The organism is Streptomyces sindenensis (assembly GCF_014649035.1).
Lineage (GTDB): Bacteria > Actinomycetota > Actinomycetes > Streptomycetales > Streptomycetaceae > Streptomyces > Streptomyces sindenensis.
In genome coordinates, this window is sequence record NZ_BMSG01000003.1 from 272,826 (window position 1) to 294,638 (window position 21,813).

Here is a 21,813-nt window from a genome sequence, read left to right on the forward strand (position 1 = left end):
CCCGCACGGGCAGCAGCGCCCGCACCCGCCCCCAACCGCGGGCCGCCACCACCGGGAACCCGCTCACGGCGCGGTCACCTCGGCCTCCCGCAGCTCGGCCAGCAGCCCGTCCCGGTCGGACAGCATCTCCGTCAGGATCCGCCGCGCGGCCCGCATCAGCTCGGTGACATCACCGCCCGCCGGCTCGTACACCACCGTCGAACCCTCCCGGGTCGCGGTGACGATGCCGGACCGGCGCAACACCGCCAGCTGCTGCGAGAGCGCGGAAGGCTCCACCTCGATCGCGGCCAGCAGATCCCGTACCGGCAACGGCCCCGCCTGGAGCAGCTCCAGGACCCGGATACGCACCGGATGCCCGAGCATCCGGAAGAACTCGGCCTTGGCCTGGTACAGGGGGACCGGCACGGCGGAACCTCTCCTCGGCAGAACGCCACCGCCCCGGGCGGAAGAGCCGCGCGGGGGCCGCGATCCGCGCACGACGGCGGAACGGCCCCCACAGCATGTAGTGAATTGCAGAATTTCGCAATTCACTCATTGAGCAACACGGATCATGCGAGGCCACCCCGCCGCACCCCACCCGCACACCCATCCAGCGCCCGCACACCCATACCACCCCGGCCCCCACCGGCCCGGCCGCACCGACCGCCAGTACCCCTTTCGAGTTCAGATCGTTGACCTCTTCGGCCGCGCCACCCCAAACCAGGGACAAGCTGGCAAGTCCACCCCCGCGCACCCCGAAGGACCACCCCACCCATGCCCACCCCGCCCCTCGCCGGAGGCACCGCAGGCCCCGCCGCACTGCGCCCCCTCATCGACACCGTCCTCACCGCACTCCACGACGGCGCGACCCTCCGCGGCGGCCCCCTCCCCGCCGGCGGACCCGACACCACCACCCCCCGCACCCGCACCGCCACCCACCCCCTCATCCCCGACCACGGCACCGGCCCCCACCACGCCCTGCGCGCCCTCGTCACCGCCCTCGCCCAAGGCGCCGCCGACCCCGCCCACCCCCACTGCGCCGCCCACCTCCACACCCCGCCCCTCGCCCTCGCCGCCGCCGCCGACCTCGCCGCCAGCGCCCTCAACCCCTCCATGGACTCCTGGGACCAGGCACCCGCCGCCTCCGCCCTCGAAGCCGACCTCACCAGCGCACTCGCCACCGAGATCTACCCCCACACCCCCTCACCCGACGCCGTCATCACCACCGGCGGCACCGAAGCCAACCAACTCGCCCTGCTCCTCGCCCGCGAACGCCACGGCCCCGTACAGACCGTCTGCGGCGCCAACGCCCACCACAGCATCGCCCGCGCCGCCTGGCTCCTCGGCCTCCCCGAACCCGTCGTCATCCCCGCCCTCACCGGCACCCTCGACCTCACCGCCCTCGACGACGCCCTCACCGAACTCCACCGCCCCCTCCTCGTCATCGCCACCGCCGGCACCACCGACACCGGAGAGATCGACCCCCTCGACGCCATCGCCGACCTCTGCACCACCCACGACGCCGAACTCCACATCGACGCCGCCTACGGAGGACCACTCCTCCTCAGCCCCACCCACCGCCCCCTCCTCCACGGCCTCGACCGCGCCCACAGCGTCACCCTCGACCTCCACAAACTCGGCTGGCAACCCGCATCCGCCGGCCTCCTCGCCGTACCCGAACACCACCACCTCACCCCCCTCCACCACCACGCCCCCTACCTCAACGCCGACGACGACACCGAAGCCGGCCTCCCCGACCTCCTCGGCCGCTCCCTGCGCACCACCCGCCGCCCCGACGCCCTCAAGATCGCCGTCACCCTCCAAGCCCTCGGCCGCACCGGACTCGCCGACCTCATCGACCGCACCATCGCCACCGCCCACCACCTCGCCGACCTCATCACCCACACCCCCACCCTCGACCTCTACGACCACCCCACCATCAGCACCGTCCTCTTCCGCCCCACCGACGCCGACGACCACACCGTCGCCACCGTCCGCCGCACCCTCCTCCAACGCGGCCACGCCGTCCTCGGCCGCGCCCACGCCCAAGGCCGCCTCTGGCTCAAAGCAACCCTCCTCAACCCCCACACCACCCCCCAGGACCTCCAGACCCTCCTGGACCTGGTCACCGCCACCACCACCGACCTCCTCACCGGCCCACCGGCCGACCTCCTCACCCACCCCACCCCTCACCCCACGGAAGGCGACACCCCGCGATGACCGACCGGCCCGCCCACGAACCCGACCAGCCACACGACCTCGTCGGCATCGGCATCGGCCCCTTCAATCTCTCCCTCGCCGCCCTCGCCCACACCATCCCCGCCGCCCCCGACGACCCCCGCCCCCTCGCCGCGACCTTCTACGAACAACGCCCCGCCTTCCACTGGCACCCCGGCCTCCTCCTCGACGGCGCCAGCCTCCAAGTGCCCTTCCTCGCCGACCTCGTCACCCTCGCCGACCCCACCAGCCCCTGGAGCTTCCTCAACTACCTCCGCACCCGCGACCGCCTCTTCCCCTTCTACTTCGCCGAGCGCTTCCACATCCAACGAGCCGAATACGACGCCTACTGCCGCTGGGTCACCGAACAACTCCCCGGCCTCCACTTCGGCCACCAGGTCGACGCCGTCCGCTGGAACACCGACCGCGCCCTCTTCGAAGTCGACTTCACCCAACTCGACCGCGACGGCGAAGCCGAAGCACTCGGCCGCGCCTACACCCGCCACATCGCCCTCGGCATCGGCACCGAACCCTTCGTCCCCGAACCCCTCAAACCCCTCGCCGAAGCCGCATCCGTCCCCGTACTCCACTCCGCCGACTACCTCCGCCACCGCGAACGACTCCTCGACGCCCACCACATCACCGTCATCGGCTCCGGCCAGTCCGGCGCCGAGATCTTCCTCGACCTCCTGCGCGCCCGCCCCGAAGGCGCCGAGCGAATCCACTGGCTCGCCCGCACCCAGGCCTTCGCCCCCATGGAATATTCGAAACTCGGCCTGGAACACTTCACCCCCGACTACAGCCGCTACTTCCACGAGCTCCCCGAATCCGCCCGCGACGAACTCGTCCCCCGCCAATGGCAGCTCCACAAAGGCATCGACGCCGACACCATCGCCGCCATCCACGACGAGCTCTACCGCCGCACCCTCCACGGCGGCTGGCCCGACGCCACCCTCACCCCCGGCGTCCACGTCCGCACCGCCGGACGCCTCGCCAACACCCAAGTCGAACTCCACCTCGAACACACCCAGCAAGGCACCCGCACCCGCCTCACCACCGACGCCGTCATCCTCGCCACCGGCTACCGCGAACGCCCCCTCGACGCCCTCCTCGGCGGCCTCGACCCCTACCTCCGCCGCGACGCCTCCCACCGCCCCCGCATCGACGACCAGTACCGCCTCGTCCTCGCCCCCACCGTCACCGGACACGTCTACGTACAGAACGCCGAACGCCACACCCACGGAGTCGGCGCACCCGACCTCGGCCTCGCCGCCTGGCGCAGCGCCACCATCCTCAACAACCTCACCGGCGCCAACCCCTACCCCCTCCCCGAACGCACCGCCTTCACCACCTTCGGCCTCACCCCCCACCCCCGGGCCATCCCCGCCCAGGCCCCCGCACTCGTCCCCCTGAGCCAGACCTTCTAGCCCCGGCACGGCGAACGGCCCGGGCCCCCGCAGAGGGAAACCCGGGCCGAACCAACAGCTCACACGCCGACCGAACGCATTTACAGGGAAACCCGCGTCACGGAAACCCCGGCGTCACGGGAACACCGGCGCCCCCTCACGCGTCAGCCGCCACCCCACCGAAGCGAACACCGCCGGATCCACCGAACCCTTCTCCCGCACCCACCCGATGATCGTGTTCCGGATCTCGTCCGAATTCGCCCACAGCTGCCGCGCACCCGGCACATGCGGGAAGTTCCCCCCACCGCTCGCCCGGTAGTTGTTCACCGCGAACACGAACCGCGCCGCCGGATCGATCGCCTCCCCCTCGAACGACAACCCCACGATCCGCGAACCCACCGGCTTCGCGATGTCGATCTCGTACGTCACACCCGACACCGCGTCGTAGTTGTAATCCGGAATCCCGTCCGCATTCGTCAGCTTCGCCGTGTCCACCGGACCCCCCGCAGCCGTCCGCACGAAATACCGCGCCGAATACTCCAGGTAATCCTTCAGCTGGGCACCCGTGATCAGCCGCGCCTCCAGCGTGTTCTCGAACGGATACAGCCCCGCCGCGTCCTTGATCGTCACCTCACCCGCCGGAATCCCCGCCGTACGCGAGAAGCACGACGCCTGCGACAGCACCGGCAACGCCGCGTACTCCCCGCCCGCCAGCGCCGCCCGCACCGTCTCCGTCTGCACCACGTTGATCAGATCGATGATCGGCTCGTCCTTCCACGGCGCGTCCGCCGTCGACATCGCCACCACCGACGTACCGATCACCTGGTTGACGTACTCCACCACCTCGCGGTGCTCACGCCGCAGCAACGACGTCACCTCCGGGTCCTCCGGCACCGTATTGGAGTTCAGCACCCGGGACCCGGCCCTCTCCACCACCCAACGGCCCTTCTCCCACACCACATCGAAGTCGAACAGCGTCAGCCGCTGCCCCCACTTCGCCGGCTCCGACAACACCACCTGCCGGCCGGTCTCCTTGTTCGTCACGAAGTGCTCGGCGATCTCCACATGCGCGTGCCCCACCAGAATCGCGTCGATCCCCGGCACCTGCTCCGCCACCAGAGCCGCCGCGTTCTCCACGTACGGCAACTGATCACCCCACGACGACGTCCCCGAAGAACCCGAATGCGCCGACACGATCACCACATCCGCACCCATCGACCGCAGCTTCGGAACCCACTTCGCCGCCTGCTCCTCCAGCCCCGGGAACACCATCTTCCCGCCCACATTCGCCTTGTCCCAGATCGCGATACCAGGATTCGTCAGCCCCAGCACCGCCACCCGCACATCACGCCCGCACGGCGTGTGCATCCGCTTGATCACATACGGGGCGAACGCCGGCCGCAACGTCTTCGCATCCAGCGCATTCGCCCCCAGCAGCGGAAAATCGCACTGCTCCTCGAATTTCCGCAGCACCGGAATCCCGTAATTGAACTCGTGATTGCCGAGCGCCGCCGCGTCGTAACCGATCGCGTTCATCGCCCGCGCCATCGGATGCACCGGACCACGCCGCGCCGTGATCGGATCGACCTTCGCGTAGTAGTACGACAGCTGCGTGCCCTGGATCGTGTCACCCGCGTCGATCAACAGAGTGTTCCGGCGCCCCTTCTCCCGGCGCACCTGGTCCACCAGCGTCGAGATCTTCGCCAGACCCACGTCGTTGTGGGCGGAGTCGTCGTACTCCTTGTCCGTGAAGTAGTCCCAGTTGAAAACGTTCCCATGCAGATCGGTCGTGCCCATCACCGTGAACGAGTACCGCTTCGAAGAGCGCCCACGGCCGCGGCCCTGCCCCGCGGCCCGCGCCGCACCGGCCGAGCCGACGACCGCACCGCCCGCCATCGCCACACCCGCACCCGCGGCGGCCGAACGGCCCAGAAACGTCCTGCGGTTCAACGGCATCTCTTCACTCCTCGTTCAGTAGGGCAACGCGCGTAGATTCTGGCCCAGCACCCCACACCCGCAACACCCCGCACAGGTTTCGATCTGATGACCACCAGACACACCCCCTCCCGCCACCCGCCGTGCCACAGTGAACACATGACCGACACCCCCGCACCCCACCCCTCCCACACCACCCCCACCACCCCCCGCGTCACCGTCCGCGGCGAAGCCCACCTCGAAGTCGACCCCGAGATCGCCCGCATCGCCGTCACCCTCACCGCCCGCAACACCGACCGCCGCACCACCCTCGACGACCTCAACCGCCGCAACACCGCCACCCTCGACCTCATCAAGGGCTACGGCGACACCATCGAAAAACTCGAAACCGGCACCCTCACCATCCGACCCGAACTCGCCCGCCACGGCCGCGGCGAACGCATCCGCGCCTACCACGGCAGCATCCAACTCACCGCCACCCTCAACGACTTCACCGTCCTCGGCGAAATCGTCGCCCGCCTCGCCGACCACGAACTCACCCGCATCGACGGCCCCTGGTGGGCCCTGCGCCCCACCTCCCCCCACCACGCCACCGCCCGCCGCCAAGCCGTCCAGGAAGCCCTCCAACGCGCCCGCGAGTACGCCGAAGCCCTCGACACCCGCATCGACGCCCTCCTCGAACTCAGCGACACCGGCACCCTCGGCGGAACCACCTTCACCACCGCGACCTACGGCGGCGCCGGAGTCCTCCGCTCCGCCCGCGCCGAATCCGCCCCCGAAGCGGCCCCCGTCGACCTCGAACCCGTACGCCAGAACATCGACGCCCAGGTCGAAGCAGCCTTCACCCTCATCCCGCCGAACCTCGGATAAACGCTCATCAGAGCACCCCGCCGCACAATTCAACACTTGTCAATAACCCTTCATCCAAAGGTTGTTGAGGTGTCATGCGGAGCCAAATACCTACCCGTAGGTAAGGTTTAGGCTCGACGTATGCGCCGAGCGAAAATCGTTTGTACCCTGGGACCCGCAACCGACTCATACGACCGGATCAAGGCCCTGGTCGAAGCGGGAATGGACATCGCCCGCTTCAACCTCAGCCACGGCAGCTACGCCGAACACGAAGAGCGCTACCACCACGTACGCAAGGCATCCGAGGAAACCGGCCGCAGCGTCGGCATCCTCGCCGACCTTCAAGGCCCGAAGATCCGCCTCGGACGCTTCCGCGAAGGCCCCGTACTCCTTGAACGCGGCGACACCTTCACCATCACCGTCGAACCCCTCGAAGGCGCAGGCACCGGCGACATCTGCGGCACCACCTACGACGGACTCGCCGCCGACGTCACCACCGGCGAACGCATCCTCGTCGACGACGGCCGCGTCACGCTCGAAGTCACCGCGGTCGACGGACCCCGCGTCCACACCACCGTCATCGAAGGCGGCATGGTCTCCGACAACAAGGGACTCAACCTCCCCGGCGTCGCCGTCTCCGTCCCCGCCCTCTCCGAAAAGGACATCGACGACCTCCGCTGGGCCCTGCGCACCGGCGCCGACCTCATCGCCCTCTCCTTCGTCCGCACCGGACGCGACATCGACGACGTCCACCGCATCATGGACGAAGAAGGCCGACGCCTCCCCGTCATCGCCAAGGTCGAAAAACCCCAGGCCGTCGACAACATCGACGACATCGTCGCCGCCTTCGACGGCATCATGGTCGCCCGCGGCGACCTCGGCGTCGAAATGCCCCTCGAACAGGTCCCGATCGTCCAGAAGCGCGCCATCAAACTCGCCAAGCGCAACGCCAAACCGGTCATCGTCGCCACCCAGATGCTCGACTCGATGATCGACAACTCCCGCCCCACCCGCGCCGAAGCCTCCGACGTCGCCAACGCGATCATCGACGGCACCGACGCGGTGATGCTCTCCGGCGAGACCAGCGTCGGCAAATACCCCATCGAGACCGTGCGCACCATGTCCCGCATCGTCGAAGCCGCCGAGGAAGACCTCCTCGCCAAGGGCCTCCCACCCCTCACCGAACGCAACAAACCCCGCACCCAGGGCGGAGCGGTCGCCCGCGCCGCCGCCGAGATGGGCGACTTCCTCGGCGCCAAGTTCCTCGTCGCCTTCACCCAGAGCGGCGACACCGTCAAGCGCCTCTCCCGCTACCGCTCACCCATCCCCCTCCTCGCCTTCACCCCCGACGAAGCCACCCGCGCCCAGCTCAACCTCACCTGGGGCGTCGAGACCTTCCTCGGCCCGAAGGTCGACTCCACGGACGCGATGGTCGCCCAGGTCGACGAGGAACTCCTGCGCATCGGCCGCTGCGCGAAGGGCGACGTGGTCGTCATCACCGCCGGCTCCCCGCCCGGCGTCCCCGGCTCCACGAACCTGGTCCGCGTCCACCACATCGGTGAGGACGACAGCCCGAAGTAGGGCGGTTCAGTATTTCGGCCCGACGTGCGCATCCATGAGGGCTACGGATGCCCGTCGGGCTACGGAGATGTTGTAGGGCTTGCCCGCGCGTGTGCAGTGCGTCCAGGTGATGCCGAGGGCGTCGAGGGTGTCGGTGTAGAGGCGGCGGATGTCGTCGGAGACGTTGGTGAAGTAGTACCGGGGGTACTCATAGCGCTTCCGTTCGCCCTTGACGACGCGCGACGTCCAGTTCATGTTCCGGCAGCCGTCGGAGTGTAGGAGGCCTCGGACGAGGTGCCAGGGGTGGGCGTCGACGATCGTCTGTTGCCATGCCTCGAGAACGATCGGCCGCTCGTGCTTCTTGCCCGGCCCGTGTTGGGGGAAGGCGCAGGGCCAGTGTCTGCTGTATGACTTCACTTCGACGCAGTTGTTTCGCTGCCGCCGCCCGGTGCGCGGCATGGGCATGACTGCGCGTACGGCTGTTTCCGCTTCGTCGATGATGCCTGGCCAGGAAGCGTCGCAGAAAATCGACAGGTGGTGTTGCCTACGCTTCGACGTGATGTGGCCGTCACCGAGGTACAGGCCCAGTAAATAGGCGTACGCCGCATGATCGAGTTCCCGGCCCGTGCAGACGGGGCAGTCGGTCGGCGCCTCGTACTGCACTCCGCGCCGTTTGCGATCCTCGTGCAGCCACCAGCCGACGGTGCCGCGTGGCACGTTGAGGCGTTCCGCCACTGCCCGGTTGGTCGTGCCGCTCCGCAAGAGGGCGAGTGCTTCGTCGCGTTTCGACGGATTGGGCTGATCCATGCGGCGAAGTTTTGCGCGATCTTCGAAAGTGCGCGCTCGATTCGAAGGCGCGTTCACCGCCAAGGGTGAAGATCGCCAAACTGTTGCTGAACCTTGAAATCCAAGGAGAAGTGCCCCGAGTCGGATTCGAACCGACGCTGTATGGGTTTTGAATCCATCGCCTCTGCCGCTGGGCTACCGGGGCCCCTTCGAAACGAAGGATACCGAGGACCCTCCGTGCCTCAAACATACCGTAACTAGGTAGGCTCTTGGGAGCTCACCCCTGTCCTTACCGAGGAGCCCCGTGACCACCCCCGAGTCGCCCCAGCCCGTAGACGCCGTCGACGACGACAAGTCGCACGTCCCGCCGCTGACGACCCGCGTCGTCATCGCCGAGGACGAGGCCCTCATCCGCCTCGATCTCAAGGAGATGCTGGAGGAGGAGGGCTACTCCGTCGTCGGTGAGGCGGGCGACGGGCAGCAGGCCGTCGAGCTGGCCCGGGAGCACCGGCCCGACCTGGTCATCCTGGACGTGAAGATGCCGGTCCTCGACGGGATCTCCGCCGCCGAGAAGATCGCCGAGGAGTCCATCGCCCCGGTCCTCATGCTCACCGCCTTCTCGCAGCGCGACCTCGTCGAGCGGGCCCGGGACGCCGGGGCCATGGCGTACCTCGTGAAGCCGTTCAGCAAGAGCGACGTCGTGCCCGCCATCGAGATGGCCGTCTCCCGGTTCGCCGAGCTGAAGGCGCTGGAGAGCGAGATCGCGGACCTGTCCCAGCGGCTGGAGACCCGGAAGCTGGTGGACCGGGCCAAGAGCATCCTGCAGACGGATTACGGGCTCTCCGAGCCGGCCGCGTTCCGGTGGATCCAGAAGACGTCGATGGACCGGCGGATGTCGATGCAGCAGCTCGCGGAGGCGTTGATCGCGGACGCCGAGGAGAAGAAGCAGTCGGCGGAGTAGCCGCGTACACGGCGTACCCGTACACGTACGCAACGAGAGAGGCCCGCAACCGGGGAACCGGGTGCGGGCCTCTTCCGTACGGCAGGGGCGTCAGTCCTCGCCGAGGTAGGCCTTGCGGACCGACTCGTCGTGGAGGAGGTCCGAGCCGGGGCCGGAGAGGACGATCTTGCCGACCTCCATGACGTGACCCTGGTCCGCGAGGGACAGGGCGGCCTGGGCGTTCTGCTCGACGAGCAGGATCGTGGTGCCCGCCGCCTTGAGCTCGACGATGGTTTCCATGATCTTCTGCATCATGATCGGGGAGAGGCCCATGGAGGGCTCGTCGAGCATGAGCAGTTTGGGCTGGGACATCAGGGCGCGTCCCATGGCGAGCATCTGCTGCTCGCCGCCGGAGAGGGTGCCTGCGGCCTGTTTCCGGCGTTCCCCGAGGATGGGGAAGAGGTCGTAGGCGCGCTGGATGTCCTTCTCGATGCCCGCCTTGTCGGTGCGGAGGAACGCTCCGAGCTGGAGGTTCTCCGCGATGGTGAGGCGGGGGAAGATGTGCCGGCCTTCGGGGGAGTGGGCGAGTCCGAGCGCGACGATCTTGTGCGCGGGGACGTTGCCGAGGGGTTTCCCGTCGAAGGTGATGCGGCCGCCGGAGGGCTTGAGGAGTCCGGAGAGGGTGCGCAGGGTGGTGGTCTTGCCGGCGCCGTTGGTGCCGATGAGGGTGACGACCTGGCCGGCTTCGACGGAGAAGGAGATGCCCTTGACGGCTTCGATCTTGCCGTAGGCGACGCGGAGGTCTTCGACCTCTAGCAGGGCGGTCACTGGGTTTCCCCTTCTGTGCGGGTGGTGCTGTGCGCCTCCGCTGCTTCGACTTCGGCGACTTCGTCGGCGCCGGGGGCGTCTTCGAAGGGGGTGCCGAGGTAGGCGGCGACGACGCGTTCGTCGGCCTGGACGTCGCCGGGGGTGCCTTCGACGAGTTTCTCGCCCTGGACGAGGCAGGCGACGCGGTCGCAGAGGTTGAAGATGAAGCGCATGTCGTGCTCGATGACGAGGACGGCGATGCCCATGTCGCGGATGGCGAAGATGAGTTCTTCGGTGACGCGGGTTTCCTGGGGGTTCATGCCGGCGGTGGGCTCGTCCAGGAGGAGGAGGCCGGGGTCGCTGGCGAGTGCGCGGGCGATTTCCAGCTTGCGCTGGTCTCCGTAGGGGAGGTTGCGCGCGAGGTGGTCGGCCTTGTCCTGGAGGCCGATGAACTCCAGGAGTTCCTTGGCGCGTTCGTGGGAGGCGGCTTCGGCCTTCTTGAAGCCGGGTCCGCGCAGGAGGGCGGACCAGAGGCCTTCTTTGGTGCGGGTGTGGCGTCCGACGAGGACGTTTTCCAGGACGGTCATGTTGGCGAAGAGCCGGATGTTCTGGAAGGTGCGGGCGATGCCTGCCTGGGTGACGAGGTGGGGCTTGGGCGGCAGGACGGTGCCCTTGTAGCGGACTTTGCCTTCGGTGGGGACGTAGAGGCCGGTGAGGCAGTTGAAGAAGGTGGTCTTGCCGGCGCCGTTGGGGCCGATGAGGCCGACGATCTCGCCTGCGTTGACGGTGAGGTCGACGTTGCGTACGGCGGTGAGTCCGCCGAAGCGCATGGTGACGCCGCTCGCGTCGAGCACGGTGGTGGCGGTTTCGGGTGTGGTGGTGGTCATGGTGTTCACGCCCCCGCCTTCGTGGTGCCGGAGGTGGTGCCTGCCAGGGTTTTGTCGGCTGCGTCGAGCTGGTCGGTCTCGTGGTATTCGAGCTTGGCGCGGCGGTTGGCGATGAGGCCTTCGGGGCGGAAGCGCATGAGGAGGATGAGGGCGAGGCCGAAGCCGAGGAGCTGGTAGTCCTGGAGGAACTGGAGCTTGGCCGGGATCATGTAGAGGAGCGTGGCGCCGATGAGGGGTCCGCTGATGGTTCCCATGCCGCCGAGGATGACGGCGGCGAGGAGGAAGGCGGAGTTGGGCGGCACGGGTCCGGCGAAGACGTACATCTCGGGGACGACGGTGCTCTGGACGTGGGCCTGTACGGTGCCGGCGATGCCGGCGAGGGTGGCGCCGAGGGCGAAGGCGATGAGTTTGACGCGGAAGCCGTTGATGCCCATGGCGGTGGCGGCGGTCTCGTCCTCGCGGATGGCGACCCAGGCGCGGCCGATGCGGGAGCTGCCGGCTCGGCTGAAGACGAGGACCACGAGGATCATCGCGAGCAGCATGAGCAGGTAGTAGTTGGCGTAGGAGCCGAGTTCGAAGCCCAGGACGGTGTGGGATTCGCCGAAGTCGTACCCGAGGAAGTTGAGGTCGGGGATGTTCGGTACGCCGTTGGGGCCGTTGGTGATCTGGGGTCCGGAGACGCCGTCGAGGTTGCCGACGGCGATGCGGAAGATTTCGCCGAAGCCGAGGGTGACGATGGCGAGGTAGTCGCCGCGGAGGCGGAGGGTGGGTGCTCCGATGACGACGCCGAAGATGAGGGAGACGGCGGCGCCGGTGAGGACGGAGGCCCAGAAGGGGAATTGGACGTCGAAGGCGGATGCGGTGGTGCCGGAGACGAGGGCGGCTGTGTAGGCGCCGACGCCGAGGAAGGCGACGTATCCGAGGTCGAGGAGTCCGGCCAGGCCGACGACGATGTTCAGTCCGAGTGCGACGGTCGCGAAGATGAGGATGTTGACCGCGATGAGGGTGAACTGGTCGGTGGTCTGGGTGAAGGGGAAGGCGGCTGCCGCGACGAAGGCGGCGGCGACGGCGATGGTGCGGTATTTGGTGGTGAGGGCGGAGAGGCGGGCCATGAGGCCGGCCTTGAAGAGCGCGGTGACCGCGAAGCCGGAGATGATCAGGTAGCCGACGAAGAGTTCGGGGTATTCGGTGTCGATGCCGTAGGTGATGACGTAGAGACCGATGCCGAAGGCGGCGACGATGATGAGGATTTCGGCCCAGGAGGGGAGTTCCTTGGGGCGTCCGGGTGCGGGGGCGCGGAGGCTGTTGAGGAAGCGTTCGAGGGGGGTGGGGGTGGTGGTGTCGGTGATGTTCTGGTCGTGGGGGAGGCCGAGGGAGGCGGCGACGGTGATGAGGGCGCCGACGAGGCCGATCCAGGCTCCGGGTTCCAGGTTGACGATGCCGCCGAGTTTGATGGCGATGGCGGCGAAGGTGAAGCCCATGGTGCCGAGGACGCCGAGGGCGGCGAGTCGGACGGGGCTGTTGGTGCCGCCGGGGGTGAGCCAGCCGAGGCCCTTGATGCCGTATCCGGAGAGGGTGAACAGCAGGGTGAGGGCTGCGCCGACGAGGGTGAGGACTTGGAGGCCGCCGGGGTAGCCGGTGACGGTGAGGTCGCCGGGGAATTCGGCGGTCCAGGTCCAGGCGAGGAAGGTGGAGGCGAGGGTGAGTGCGGCTCCGGCTGTGGTGATGGCGCGGGCCGCGGGGATGGCGAGGAGGGGCGTGGTGGGGTTGGTCTGGGTGGTCATCGGTATCACGCCCGATCCGTGACGCGCTCGCCGAGTAGGCCTTGTGGCCTGACGAGGAGGACGACGATGAGGAGGACGAAGGCCCAGACGTTGGCCCAGGCGCCGCCGCCGAGTTGCTGCATGCCGGGGATTTCTTCGATGTAGGCGATGGAGAGGGCTTCGGCGAGTCCGAGGACGACGCCGCCGACCATGGCTCCGTAGATGTTGCCGATGCCGCCGAGGACGGCGGCGGTGAAGGCCTTGAGTCCGAGGAGGAAGCCCATTTCCCAGCCGATCTGGCCCTTGTCGAGTCCGTAGGCGACGGCTGCGACGGCTGCGAAGGCGGCTCCGATGGCGAAGGCCATCACGATGATGCGGTTGGTGTTGATGCCCATGAGCTTGGCTGTGTCGGGGTCCTGGGCGGTGGCCTGCATGGCGCGTCCGCTGCGGCTCTTGGAGACGAACATGCCGAGGGCGAGCATGCACAGGGGTGCGAGTACGAGGATGAAGGCGTCGGCTCGCTGGAGGTAGAGGTTGTCGAGCAGGTGGAAGGAGTCGCCACCGAATTCGGGGAAGCTGAGGGGCTTCTTCGCGTCGGGGTAGAAGCCCCAGACGAGCTGTTGGAGCACGATCGAGAGGCCGATCGCGGTGATGAGCGGGGCGAGGCGGGGGGCGCCGCGCAGGGGCCGGTAGGCGAACCGTTCCGCGGCGGTGGCCACGGTGACGGAGGCGATGGCTCCACCGATGATCATGAGCGGGATGGCCACGAGGAGTGTGGTGCCGCTGGGGAGCATGAGGTAGGTGGTGAGGGCGCCGAAGCCCCCGATCATGAAGATCTCGCCGTGGGCGAAGTTGATGAGCTGGACGATGCCGTACACCATGGTGTACCCGATGGCTATGAGGCCATAGAGGGCGCCGAGGGCGAGGCCGTTGGCCAGCTGTTGCGGCAGTTCGTGCACCGCAGGGCCTCCGATGAGCTTGTCGGATATGGCTCCGCGCGAGGGCGCTGTTTGCGCCCTCGCGCGGATGGGGTCAGGTGGGGCGGGGCTGTGCTGCGGCGGTCAGTCCTCGAACGTGGCGCTCTTGACGTCCTTCCAGGCGCCCTTCTGGACCTCGTAGACGGTGAGCTGCTTGTTGGTGGTGTCACCGAACTCGTCGAAGGAGACCTTGCCGGTCACGCCGTCGAAGGAGACCTTGGACATGGCCTCGGTGACCTTGGCGCGGGCGTCCTCGGGGAGCTTGCCGTCGTTGTCGGCGACGACGGCCTTGACGGCCTGGATGATGGACCATGCGGCGTCGTAGGAGTAGCCGCCGTAGGCCGCGTAGGGGTCCTTGTAGCCGCCGGCCTTGTAGTCCTCGATGAACTTCTTGGCGGTCGGGAGGGCCTCGACGGGGTAGCCGATGGAGGTGGCGAGGTCGCCGTCGTTGGCTTCGCCGGAGGCGCTGATGAAGGCGGGGTCGTAGATGCCGTCGCCGCCCATGGTGGGGATCTTGGCGCCGGTCTTCTTGATCTGGTCGGAGAGCAGGCCGCCCTCGGGGTACTGGCCGCCGTAGTAGACGGAGTCGGCGCCGGAGCTCTTGACCTTGTCGGCGGTGCTGGAGAAGTCGGTCTCCTTGACCGTGACGTGGTCGGTGCCGATGACCTTGCCGCCGAGGCGTTCGAACTCCGCGGAGAAGATGGCGGCGAGGCCGGCGCCGTAGGTCTGCTTGTCGTCGACGACGTAGACCTTCTTCTTCTTGGCGTCGTTGTAGAGGTACTGGGCGGCGAACTTGCCCTGGACGACGTCGGTGGCGCAGGTGCGGAAGTAGGTCTTGAAGACGCGCTTCGGGTCGCCCTTGCCCCAGTTGTCGCCCTGGCTGAGGGCGGGGTTGGTGTTGGCGGGGGAGACCTGGGTGAGGTCTGCCTTGTCGAAGACGCCCTGCATGGACTGGGCGACGCCGGAGTTGAGGGGGCCGACGGCGCCGAGGACGTCGGGGTTGCCGACGAGCTTGGTGGCGTTGGCCTGTCCGGAGGCGGGGACGGCCTGGTCGTCGAGGGCTTCGATCTTGAACTCGATGCCGGGGACTTCGTTGTTCTTGTTGGCGGTCTTGGCCGCGAGGTCCACGGAGTTCTTGATGCCCTGGCCGAGCGCGGAGAGGGAGCCGGTCAGGGGGGCGTCGACGCCGATGACGACGGTGGTCTTGCCACCGCTGTCGCCGCTGCCCTTGCTGCCTTCGTCGCGCGACCCGCAGGCGGTGAGCGTCAGTGCTCCGGTGGTGAGCACTGCGGTGAGTATGAGCAAAGAACGGTGTCGCACGAGAGGGTCCTTTCCCTGGCGCGGCGCTCCTCGGGCATGAGGTGCCGTGATCTTCGCCGGGCCGTACTGGGGTGGTACAGGGCCGTGCAGCAGACGCGCCCGGCGGCGCGGTGACTGGCCGTGACTCTAAGCGCAGGCGGGGGCCAGAGGGATGGGTCGGCTGCGGATGTGACTCTCTTGTTATGCCCTTGAGCAAGGCTTGAGGTTCCTGTGAGGGGATGTGCGGGTTTCGCCTGGACTGGGCCTTGCCCACATGGTGAGAACGCGCAGCTCTGCTAAGGGGCTTGGGGTGATCTTGGTGCTGTCGCGGGGGCCGGGGCGCGAGGGGGTGGGGGGAGGCGGGCCGGGGGTGCGGGGGTGGGGGGTGCCGGGTTTTTCGTGTATTGCGCAAACGTTACGCAGTGTTACATGTGTGGGATATGTGTGCTGCGTCGGCGGGCCGGTGTCGCTGTTGAAGCAGGTCATGGAACGGGTTCCGCCGTCAAGGGTGTTGACCGTGTGTTTCCACCAACTTCCTTGAGGGGCACCGGTTATGGGGGTGCGTGGTCCGGAATGCGGTGTGGTCGTGGACGGCGAACGGCCCGCCGGTCGGGGCCGGCGGGCCGTTCGCGTGCTGTGACGGGGGTCGGTGGGCGGGGTCAGTTCGCTTCGGGCTTGGGGGTGTCGCGGAGCAGGCAGGTGAGGCGTGCGGTGCAGACCCGCTTGTCCTGGTCGTCGGTGATGACGATCTCGTACGTGGCGGTGGAGCGGCCCCGGTGTACGGGGGTGGCGACGCCGGTGACGAGGCCGTTGCGGACGCCCCGGTGGTGGGTGCAGTTGAGGTCGACGCCGACGGCGATCTTGTTCGCGCCGCCGTGGAGCATGGAGCCGATGGAGCCGAGGGTCTCGGCGAGGACGGCGGAGGCGCCGCCGTGCAGGAGGCCGTAGGGCTGGGTGTTGCCCTCGACGGGCATGGTGCCGACGACGCGGTCGGCGGCGGCCTCGACGATGGTGACGCCCATGCGCTCGCCGAGGTGGCCGGCGGAGAAGAGGGCGGGCAGGTCGATGCCGAGTGCCGCGTACTCGTCGATGACTTCCTGCGGGAAGAGGGGTGCGGTGTGCTCGCCCATGGATCCTGCTCCGTTCGTCTGCTGCGCTGGTTCGTTGCTGTCTGCACTGTTCTTATCAGACGGCTGAGCGCACGCTTAGGGGGTGGCGGTTCTCAGTCGCTGCCGGGGGCGGTGCGGGGCTCCTCGAAGCGGATGACGACGGACTTGCTGGCCGGGGTGTTGCTGGTGTCGGCCGTGGAGTCGAGGGGGACCAGGACGTTGGTCTCCGGGTAGTAGGCGGCGGCGCAGCCCCGGGCGGTGGGGTAGTGGACGACGCGGAAGCCTTCCGCGCGGCGTTCCACGCCGTCCTTCCACTCGCTGACGAGGTCGGTGTAGGTGCCGTCGGTGAGGCCGAGGGCGGCGGCGTCCTCGGGGTTGACCATGACGATGCGGCGGCCGCCCTTGATGCCCCGGTAGCGGTCGTTGAGGCCGTAGATGGTGGTGTTGTACTGGTCGTGGGAGCGCAGGGTCTGCAACAGGAGCCTGCCGTCGGGGAGTTCGGGGTACTCGACGGGGGCGGCGGTGAAGATGGCGCGGCCGGTGGCGGTGGGGAAGCGGCGCTCGTCGCGGGGGGCATGCGGGAGGGCGAAGCCGCCGGGGTGGGCGGCGATGCGGGTGTTGAAGTCCTGGAAGCCGGGGACGACGCGGGAGATGCGGTCGCGGATGGTGGCGTAGTCCCGCTCGAAGGCCTCCCACGGTGTACGGGAGCCGGCGCCGAGGACCGCGCGGGCGAGGCGGGCGACGATGGCCGGCTCGGAGAGCAGGTGGGGGCTTGCGGGGGCGAGGTTGCCGCGGGAGGCGTGGACCAGGCCCATGGAGTCCTCGACGGTGACGAACTGCTTGCCGGACGCCTGTACGTCCTTGTCGGTGCGGCCCAGTGTCGGGAGGATCAGGGCGCGGGCGCCGGTGACGGCGTGGGAGCGGTTGAGCTTGGTCGAGACGTGGACGGTGAGGCGGGCGCGGCGCATCGCGGCCTCGGTGACGGTGGTGTCGGGGGTGGCCGCGACGAAGTTGCCGCCCATGGCGAAGAAGACCTTCGCCTCGCCGTCGCGGAGCGCCTGGATGGAGCGCACCACGTCCATGCCGTGGTGGCGGGGCGAGGTGATGCCGAACTCCTTGTCGAGGGCGTCGAGGAAGGCCGGTGCGGGCCGTTCGAAGATGCCCATGGTGCGGTCGCCCTGGACGTTGGAGTGGCCGCGCACGGGGCAGACGCCGGCGCCGGGGCGGCCGATGTTTCCGCGCAGCAGAAGGAAATTGACGACTTCGCGGATGGTGGGCACGGAGTGCTTGTGCTGGGTGAGTCCCATCGCCCAGCAGACGATGGTGCGCTTCGAGGCGAGGACGAGGGCGAGCGCCTGCTCGATCTCGGCGCGGGTGAGCCCGGTGGCCTTCAGCGTCTCGTCCCAGTCGGCTGCTTCGGCGGCCTTGGCGAACTGCTCGTAACCGTGGGTGTGCTCGGTGACGAACGCGGTGTCGACGGCGCCCTCGGTGGCGAGGATGAGCTTGTTGAGGAGCCGGAAGAGGGCCTGGTCGCCGCCGATGCGGATCTGGAGGAAGAGGTCGTTGAGCGGGGTGCCCTTGATCATGCCCTGCGGGGTCTGGGGGTTCTTGAACCGCTCCAGGCCCGCCTCGGGCAGCGGATTCACCGAGATGATCTTCGCCCCTGACTGCTTGGCCTTCTCCAGGGCGGACAGCATCCGGGGGTGGTTGGTGCCGGGGTTCTGGCCGGCGACGATGATCAGGTCGGCCTGGTGGAGGTCTTCCAGGGAAACGCTGCCCTTGCCGATGCCGATGGTCTCGGTGAGCGCCGAGCCGGACGACTCGTGGCACATGTTGGAGCAGTCCGGCAGGTTGTTGGTGCCGAACTCGCGGGCGAAGAGCTGGAGCAGGAACGCGGCCTCGTTGCTGGTGCGGCCGGAGGTGTAGAAGAGGGCCTCGTCGGGGGAGCCGAGGGCGGTCAGCTCCTCGGCGATGATCGCGAAGGCCCGGTCCCAGGTGACGGCCTCGTAGCGGTCGGCGCCCTCGGGGAGGTACACCGGGTGGGTGATCCTGCCCTGCTGCCCCAGCCAGTAGCCGCTGCGCCCGGCGAGGTCGGCGACGGGGTGCGCGGCGAAGAAGTCGGGGGTGACGCGGCGCAGGGTCGCTTCTTCGGCCACGGCCTTGGCGCCGTTCTCGCAGAATTCGGCGGTGTGCCGCTTGTCGCCCTCGGGCCAGGCGCAGCCGGGGCAGTCGAAGCCGTCTTTCTGGTTGACCTTGAGGAGGGTCTGCGCGGTGCGGCGCACGCCCATCTGCTGCCTCGCGATGCGCAGGGAGTGGGCGACGGCGGGCAGCCCGGCGGCGGCGTGCGGGGCCGCTTCGACCTGCGGGGCGTCCTGGACCGGGTCACCGGTCGGCGGCTTGGTGGCCATGATGCTGCTCCCCTTCGAGCGCTCGTCCACGTGGCGGCGTGCTGATGTTCATGTCCTCACCATCGATCCTGTCACGGCCCCGCGGAAGTCGTGCCGGTCCGGATTGTCAGTGGTCCGTGGCAGGATCGGGGGCGTGGCTGAGACGGCATCGAAGAAGACGGCAGACAACCGACCGCGCCTGCTCCTCATGGACGGGCACTCCCTGGCGTACCGGGCGTTCTTCGCCCTGCCCGCGGAGAATTTCACGACGGCGGTGGGGCAGCCGACGAACGCCGTGTACGGCTTCATGTCGATGCTGGCGAACACCCTGCGTGACGAGGCGCCCACGCACTTCGCGGTCGCGTTCGACGTGTCCCGCAAGACGTGGCGGGCGCAGGAGTTCCCGGAGTACAAGGCGAACCGCTCCAAGACCCCCGACGAGTTCAAGGGGCAGGTCGAGCTGATCGGCGAGCTGCTGGACGCGATGCACGCGGACCGGTTCGCGGTGGACGGGTTCGAGGCGGACGACGTCATCGCGACGCTGGCGACCCAGGCCGAGGCGGCCGGGTTCGAGGTGCTGATCGTCACCGGCGACCGGGACTCCTTCCAGCTGATCACGGACCATGTGACCGTGCTGTACCCCACCAAGGGGGTCTCCGAGCTGACCCGGTTCACCCCGGAGAAGGTCGTCGAGAAGTACGGGCTCACCCCGCAGCAGTATCCGGACTTCGCCGCCCTGCGCGGCGACCCGTCGGACAACCTCCCGGGCATCCCCGGCGTCGGCGAGAAGACGGCCGCGAAGTGGATCAACCAGTTCGGTTCGTTCGCCGAGCTCGTCGAGCGGGCCGACGAGGTCAAGGGCAAGGCCGGGCAGAATTTCCGCGACCACCTGGACGCGGTGAAGATGAACCGCGTGCTGACCGAGATGGTCCGGGACGTGGAGCTGCCGAAGACCCCGGCCGAGCTGGAGCGCGCCCCCTACGACCGCACGGCGGTCACCGGCGTCCTGGACATACTGGAGATCCGCAACCCGAGCCTGCGCGAGCGCCTCCTCGCCGTCGACCCGGGGGCGGCGGAGGCCGAGCCGCCCGCGCCCGCCGCCGGGATCGAGCTGGACGGGGCCGTCCTCGGCTCCGGCGAGGTCGCCCCCTGGCTGGAGGAGCACGGCGCGCAGCCGCTCGGCGTCATGACCGTCGACACCTGGTCGCTGGGGGCCGGCACGGTCACCGAGGTCGCGCTCGCCGCCGCCGACGGGGCCGCCGCCTGGCTGGACCCGACGCAGCTGGACGAGGCCGACGGGCGGGCGTTCGCCGCCTGGGCCGCGGATCCGGCGCGCCCCAAGGTCCTGCACAACGCGAAGAACGTCATGCGGGTCTTCCCGGAGATGGGCTGGCAGCTCGAAGGCGTCACCATGGACACCGCGCTCGCCGCGTATCTGGTGAAGCCGGGCCGCCGCTCCTTCGCGCTGGACGCGCTGGCCGTGGAGTATCTGGGCCGCGAGCTGGCCCCGGCCGCCGCCGCCGACGGGCAGCTGGCCTTCGGCGCGGACGACCGGGCCGAACAGGACGCCCTGATGGCGCAGGCCCGCGCCGTGCTCGACCTGGGCGACGCGTTCACCACCCGGCTCAAGGAGGTCGGCGCGGCCGAGCTGCTCCACGACATGGAGCTGCCGACCTCCATCCTCCTGGCCCGCCTGGAGCGTCACGGCATCGCCGCCGACCGGACCCACCTCGAAGGCATGGAGCAGCAGTTCGCCGGGACCGTGCAGCAGGCGGTGAAGGAGGCGCACGCGGCCGTGGGCCGCGAGTTCAACCTCGGATCGCCCAAGCAGCTCCAGGAGATCCTCTTCAACGAGCTGGGCCTGCCGAAGACGAAGAAGACCAAGACGGGATACACCACGGACGCGGACGCGCTGGCCTGGCTGGCCGCGCAGACCGAGCACGAGCTGCCGGTCCTGATGCTGCGCCACCGCGAGCAGGCCAAGCTGCGGGTCACCGTCGAGGGCCTGATCAAGACGATCGCCGCCGACGGCCGCATCCACACCACGTTCAACCAGACGGTCGCCGCGACCGGCCGGCTCTCCTCCACCGACCCGAACCTCCAGAACATCCCCGTCCGCACCGACGAGGGCCGGGCCATCCGCCGGGGCTTCGTCGTCGGCGAGGGCTTCGAGACGCTGATGACGGCGGACTACAGCCAGATCGAGCTGCGGGTCATGGCGCACCTCTCCGAGGACGCCGGTCTCATCGAGGCGTTCACCTCCGGCGAGGACCTGCACACCACGGTCGCCTCGCAGGTCTTCGGCGTCGAGAAGGACGCGGTCGACGCGGAGATGCGCCGCAAGATCAAGGCCATGTCCTACGGCCTGGCCTACGGTCTCTCCGCGTTCGGCCTCTCCCAGCAGCTGAACATCGACCCGGCCGAGGCCCGGGTGCTGATGGACACCTACTTCGAGCGGTTCGGCGGGGTGCGGGACTATCTCCACCGGGTCGTCGAGGAGGCCCGGGCCACCGGCTACACCGAGACGATCCTCGGCCGCCGCCGCTATCTCCCCGACCTCAACAGCGACAACCGCCAGCGCCGCGAGGCCGCCGAGCGCATGGCGCTCAACGCCCCGATCCAGGGCACCGCCGCGGACATCGTCAAGGTCGCGATGCTGCGGGTGGACAAGGCGCTGACCGAGGCCGGGCTGACCTCGCGGATGCTGCTCCAGGTCCACGACGAAATCGTCCTGGAGATCGCGAAGGGCGAGCGGAAGCGGGTGGAGGAGATCCTGCGCCACGAGATGGCCCACGCCGTCGAGCTGCGCGCCCCGCTCGACGTCTCCGTCGGCGTCGGCGAGGACTGGGAGTCCGCCGCGCACTGAGCCACGAGCAGACGGACGGAAGGGCGGGCCCGGAACCACGGTTCCG

Annotated in this window: 16 protein-coding genes and 1 tRNA gene; 6 read left to right on the top strand and 11 right to left on the bottom strand. The window is 68.9% G+C overall.

The annotated features are described in order from the left end of the window. Positions 1–63 precede the first annotated feature (63 nt). On the bottom strand, positions 64–405 hold the full coding sequence (locus tag IE145_RS06430) for an ArsR/SmtB family transcription factor (protein WP_189519690.1): 342 nt from the start codon (positions 403–405) through the stop codon (positions 64–66). A 348-nt stretch (positions 406–753) separates the two neighbouring features. On the opposite strand from IE145_RS06430, the gene IE145_RS06435 reads away from it, so the two are divergent. Next, complete coding sequence (locus IE145_RS06435) at positions 754–2,199, top strand: pyridoxal phosphate-dependent decarboxylase family protein (protein ID WP_189519692.1); 1,446 nt, start codon at positions 754–756, stop codon at positions 2,197–2,199. Further along, positions 2,196–3,623 carry a lysine N(6)-hydroxylase/L-ornithine N(5)-oxygenase family protein gene (locus IE145_RS06440; protein WP_189519694.1) on the top strand — a complete coding sequence of 476 codons (1,428 nt, stop codon included), beginning with the start codon at positions 2,196–2,198 and terminating at the stop codon, positions 3,621–3,623. Before IE145_RS06435 ends, IE145_RS06440 begins: the two co-directional genes overlap by 4 nt. A gap of 114 nt (positions 3,624–3,737) precedes the next feature. On the opposite strand, the gene IE145_RS06445 is transcribed toward IE145_RS06440, so the two are convergent. Continuing rightward, positions 3,738–5,558, bottom strand: a complete 1,821-nt coding sequence (locus IE145_RS06445) for a bifunctional metallophosphatase/5'-nucleotidase (protein ID WP_189519696.1) — start codon at positions 5,556–5,558, stop codon at positions 3,738–3,740. Between the two features lie 138 nt (positions 5,559–5,696). On the opposite strand from IE145_RS06445, the gene IE145_RS06450 reads away from it, so the two are divergent. Together IE145_RS06450 and pyk are read left to right on the top strand one after the other, a co-directional pair. Next, entirely contained in the window at positions 5,697–6,407 is a 711-nt protein-coding gene (locus tag IE145_RS06450; protein ID WP_189519697.1) for an SIMPL domain-containing protein, read from the top strand. A 120-nt stretch (positions 6,408–6,527) separates the two neighbouring features. Further along, complete coding sequence (gene pyk, locus IE145_RS06455) at positions 6,528–7,967, top strand: pyruvate kinase (protein ID WP_189519699.1); 1,440 nt, start codon at positions 6,528–6,530, stop codon at positions 7,965–7,967. A 6-nt stretch (positions 7,968–7,973) separates the two neighbouring features. Here pyk and IE145_RS06460 read toward each other — a convergent pair whose 3' ends face one another. Next, complete coding sequence (locus IE145_RS06460) at positions 7,974–8,753, bottom strand: helix-turn-helix domain-containing protein (RefSeq protein ID WP_189519701.1); 780 nt, start codon at positions 8,751–8,753, stop codon at positions 7,974–7,976. Between the two features lie 111 nt (positions 8,754–8,864). Next, a tRNA-Leu gene (locus IE145_RS06465) sits at positions 8,865–8,937 on the bottom strand. Positions 8,938–9,036: 99 nt separating this feature from the next. On the opposite strand from IE145_RS06465, the gene IE145_RS06470 reads away from it, so the two are divergent. After that, complete coding sequence (locus tag IE145_RS06470) at positions 9,037–9,693, top strand: ANTAR domain-containing response regulator (protein ID WP_189519703.1); 657 nt, start codon at positions 9,037–9,039, stop codon at positions 9,691–9,693. Between the two features lie 90 nt (positions 9,694–9,783). Here the strand turns inward: IE145_RS06470 and IE145_RS06475 are convergent, their stop codons facing one another. The 7 genes from IE145_RS06475 to IE145_RS06505 all read right to left on the bottom strand — a co-directional run bounded on the left by IE145_RS06475 (position 9,784) and on the right by IE145_RS06505 (position 18,922). Beyond that, positions 9,784–10,500 carry an ABC transporter ATP-binding protein gene (locus IE145_RS06475; RefSeq protein ID WP_030595261.1) on the bottom strand — a complete coding sequence of 239 codons (717 nt, stop codon included), beginning with the start codon at positions 10,498–10,500 and terminating at the stop codon, positions 9,784–9,786. Further along, a complete protein-coding gene (locus tag IE145_RS06480; protein WP_189519835.1) occupies positions 10,497–11,366 on the bottom strand; it encodes an ABC transporter ATP-binding protein in 870 nt (289 codons plus the stop codon). Before IE145_RS06480 ends, IE145_RS06475 begins: the two co-directional genes overlap by 4 nt. 5 nt (positions 11,367–11,371) lie before the next feature. Then, a complete protein-coding gene (locus IE145_RS06485; RefSeq protein WP_189519705.1) occupies positions 11,372–13,150 on the bottom strand; it encodes a branched-chain amino acid ABC transporter permease in 1,779 nt (592 codons plus the stop codon). Between the two features lie 5 nt (positions 13,151–13,155). Next, a complete protein-coding gene (locus tag IE145_RS06490) occupies positions 13,156–14,088 on the bottom strand; it encodes a branched-chain amino acid ABC transporter permease (protein WP_069739759.1) in 933 nt (310 codons plus the stop codon). Positions 14,089–14,190: 102 nt separating this feature from the next. Beyond that, entirely contained in the window at positions 14,191–15,426 is a 1,236-nt protein-coding gene (locus IE145_RS06495) for a branched-chain amino acid ABC transporter substrate-binding protein (protein ID WP_189519706.1), read from the bottom strand. Between the two features lie 638 nt (positions 15,427–16,064). After that, complete coding sequence (locus IE145_RS06500; protein WP_189519709.1) at positions 16,065–16,535, bottom strand: PaaI family thioesterase; 471 nt, start codon at positions 16,533–16,535, stop codon at positions 16,065–16,067. 92 nt (positions 16,536–16,627) lie between these two features. Beyond that, positions 16,628–18,922, bottom strand: a complete 2,295-nt coding sequence (locus IE145_RS06505) for an FdhF/YdeP family oxidoreductase (protein ID WP_189519711.1) — start codon at positions 18,920–18,922, stop codon at positions 16,628–16,630. Between the two features lie 133 nt (positions 18,923–19,055). On the opposite strand from IE145_RS06505, the gene polA reads away from it, so the two are divergent. After that, a complete protein-coding gene (gene polA / locus IE145_RS06510) occupies positions 19,056–21,767 on the top strand; it encodes a DNA polymerase I (protein ID WP_189519713.1) in 2,712 nt (903 codons plus the stop codon). Positions 21,768–21,813 lie beyond the last annotated feature (46 nt).

Bases quoted from the DNA above. Each gene is read 5' to 3' on its own strand.
- IE145_RS06440 (WP_189519694.1), top strand. From the start codon at position 2,196: ATGACCGACCGGCCCGCCCACGAACCCGACCAGCCACACGACCTCGTC.
- IE145_RS06480 (WP_189519835.1), bottom strand. From the start codon at position 11,366: ATGACCACCACCACACCCGAAACCGCCACCACCGTGCTCGACGCGAGC.
- IE145_RS06500 (WP_189519709.1), bottom strand. From the start codon at position 16,535: ATGGGCGAGCACACCGCACCCCTCTTCCCGCAGGAAGTCATCGACGAG.
- IE145_RS06460 (WP_189519701.1), bottom strand. From the start codon at position 8,753: ATGGATCAGCCCAATCCGTCGAAACGCGACGAAGCACTCGCCCTCTTG.
- IE145_RS06505 (WP_189519711.1), bottom strand. From the start codon at position 18,922: ATGGCCACCAAGCCGCCGACCGGTGACCCGGTCCAGGACGCCCCGCAG.
- IE145_RS06450 (WP_189519697.1), top strand. From the start codon at position 5,697: ATGACCGACACCCCCGCACCCCACCCCTCCCACACCACCCCCACCACC.
- IE145_RS06445 (WP_189519696.1), bottom strand. From the start codon at position 5,558: ATGCCGTTGAACCGCAGGACGTTTCTGGGCCGTTCGGCCGCCGCGGGT.
- IE145_RS06485 (WP_189519705.1), bottom strand. From the start codon at position 13,150: ATGACCACCCAGACCAACCCCACCACGCCCCTCCTCGCCATCCCCGCG.
- pyk (WP_189519699.1), top strand. From the start codon at position 6,528: ATGCGCCGAGCGAAAATCGTTTGTACCCTGGGACCCGCAACCGACTCA.
- IE145_RS06435 (WP_189519692.1), top strand. From the start codon at position 754: ATGCCCACCCCGCCCCTCGCCGGAGGCACCGCAGGCCCCGCCGCACTG.